The sequence below is a fragment of the Streptomyces sp. KLMMK genome, assembly GCF_036961605.1.
GTDB lineage: Bacteria > Actinomycetota > Actinomycetes > Streptomycetales > Streptomycetaceae > Streptomyces > Streptomyces telluris.
In genome coordinates, this window is record NZ_JBAMDC010000673.1 from 1 (window position 1) to 1980 (window position 1980).

Consider the following 1980-nt stretch of genomic DNA (forward strand, 5'->3'; position numbering starts at 1 on the left):
CCGGCTTCCGCGAGGGCCGCGAGGTGCGGCCGGTGCCGGACGGCTCGTGCGACATCACCGCCCACGTCGCCATGGACGCCTGCGCGGGCCCCGGCAGCACCGTGCTGACCCAGCGCGAGGCGCTGCACGCCCTCGGCGTGGACGGCGGCCGTCCGCCGCTGTCGCTCGCCTCGACCGACCCCACCGCCTACGTCCGGGCGCTGGGGCGGGCGGGCGAGGCTGCCGAGCTCACCTCCCCGGCGGGCCTGGGCGCCTTCGGCTGGCTGGTGCAGCCCGTCGGCGAGGCCTGCCGGGGGCTGCTCCCGGGCCGCCCGGACCCCGCCCCGGACCGGGCCGGCCCGGAAGGCTGACAGACTTGTCCCCATGACCCCCATGACGGAGACGACAGTCGGCATCGGCGGTGCGGCGGAGAGCACCGACATGGTGCTCAACATCGGACCCCAGCACCCGTCCACGCACGGCGTGCTGCGCCTGCGGCTCGTCCTCGACGGCGAGCGGGTCCGCGAGGCCGAGCCGATCGTCGGCTACATGCACCGCGGCGCGGAGAAGCTCTTCGAGGCGCGCGACTACCGGCAGATCATCATGCTCGCCAACCGCCACGACTGGCTGTCGGCGTTCTCCAACGAGCTGGGCGTCGTCCTGGCCGTCGAGCGGATGCTCGGCATGGAGGTCCCCGAGCGCGCCGTGTGGACCCGTACGCTCCTCGCCGAGCTGAACCGGGTCCTCAACCACCTGATGTTCCTCGGCTCCTACCCCCTGGAGCTCGGCGGCATCACCCCCGTCTTCCACGCCTTCCACGAGCGCGAGGAGCTCCAGACGGTGATGGAGGAGGTCTCCGGCGGCCGCATGCACTACATGTTCAACCGCGTCGGCGGCCTCAAGGAGGACCTGCCCGCCGGCTGGCTGGGCCGGGCGCGGCACGCCGTGGCCCAGGTCCGCTCCCGGATGGACGTCTACGACCGGCTCGTGCTCGGCAACGAGATCTTCCGGGCCCGTACGCGCGGCGTCGGCGTGCTCACGCGCGAGACGGCGCACGCGTACGGGGTCAGCGGCCCCATCGCCCGCGCGTCCGGCGTCGACTTCGACCTGCGCCGCGACGAGCCGTACCTCGCCTACGGGGAGCTGCAGAACACCCTGAAGGTCGTCACCCGCGAGGACGGCGACTGCCTGGCCCGCTTCGAGTGCCTGCTGGAGCAGACCCACAACGCGCTGGAGCTCGCCGAGGCCTGCCTCGACCGGATCGCGGAGCTGCCGCCCGGGCCGATCAACCAGCGGCTGCCGAAGGTCCTCAAGGCCCCCGAGGGCGCGACCTACGCCTGGACCGAGAACCCGCTCGGCCTCAACGGCTACTACCTGGTCTCGAAGGGCGAGAAGACGCCGTACCGGCTGAAGCTGCGCTCCGCGTCCTTCAACAACATCCAGGCGCTGACCGAGCTGCTGCCGGGGACGCTGGTCGCCGACATGGTGGCGATCCTGGGGTCGCTGTTCTTCGTGGTCGGCGACATCGACAAGTAGACGCCGACGGGGAAACCTCGGCGGGGAAATATCGGCGGGGAAACGCAGAACCCCCGGTGGGCAGCCACCGGGGGTTTCGTTTCTGCAGGCCGGTTGCGGACCGCCTACGAGGCGGCCGTGCGCAGCTCGGCCACGTCTATCTGCTCGGTCTCGTCGTGCGCGGTCAGGTCGATGACGTCGTCCCCGGCGCGCTCGCCGTCCTTCCCGGCCTCCGCCTCGGCCTCGGCCTTGGCCTCGGCGAGTGCCTCCTCGCCGACGACGTCCGCGAGGTCCGTCTCCTCGACGGGGCGCTGGGCCGGGGCCGGGCGCTGGGTGCCGAAGAAGTCGAAGCCGCCCGTGGCACGGGAGGCGGGACGGCGGGCGGGGGGCTGCGGCACGGCGGCGCGGAGCGCGGGCTTGAGGGCGGCGCCGGACTCCGGCTGCTTGTCCTCGGCGGCCGGCTCGGCAGGCTTGCCCGCCTCGACC

Annotated in this window: 1 protein-coding gene and 2 pseudogenes; 2 read left to right on the plus strand and 1 reads right to left on the minus strand. The window is 73.3% G+C overall.

Features of this window, described 5'->3' with window-relative positions; translation table 11 throughout:
• Nucleotides 1-350: pseudogene (locus tag V7793_RS36990) on the plus strand (SAM-dependent methyltransferase); the annotation flags it as partial.
• A gap of 22 nt (nucleotides 351-372) precedes the next feature.
• Complete coding sequence (locus tag V7793_RS36995; RefSeq protein WP_336014065.1) at nucleotides 373-1515, plus strand: NADH-quinone oxidoreductase subunit D; 1143 nt, start codon at nucleotides 373-375, stop codon at nucleotides 1513-1515.
• A 104-nt stretch (nucleotides 1516-1619) separates the two neighbouring features.
• Here V7793_RS36995 and V7793_RS37000 read toward each other — a convergent pair.
• A pseudogene (locus V7793_RS37000) lies at nucleotides 1620-1980 on the minus strand (hypothetical protein); the annotation flags it as partial.

Excerpts from the sequence above, each read along its gene's own strand:
- V7793_RS36995 (WP_336014065.1), top strand. The coding sequence starts at position 373 with ATGACGGAGACGACAGTCGGCATCGGCGGTGCGGCGGAGAGCACCGAC.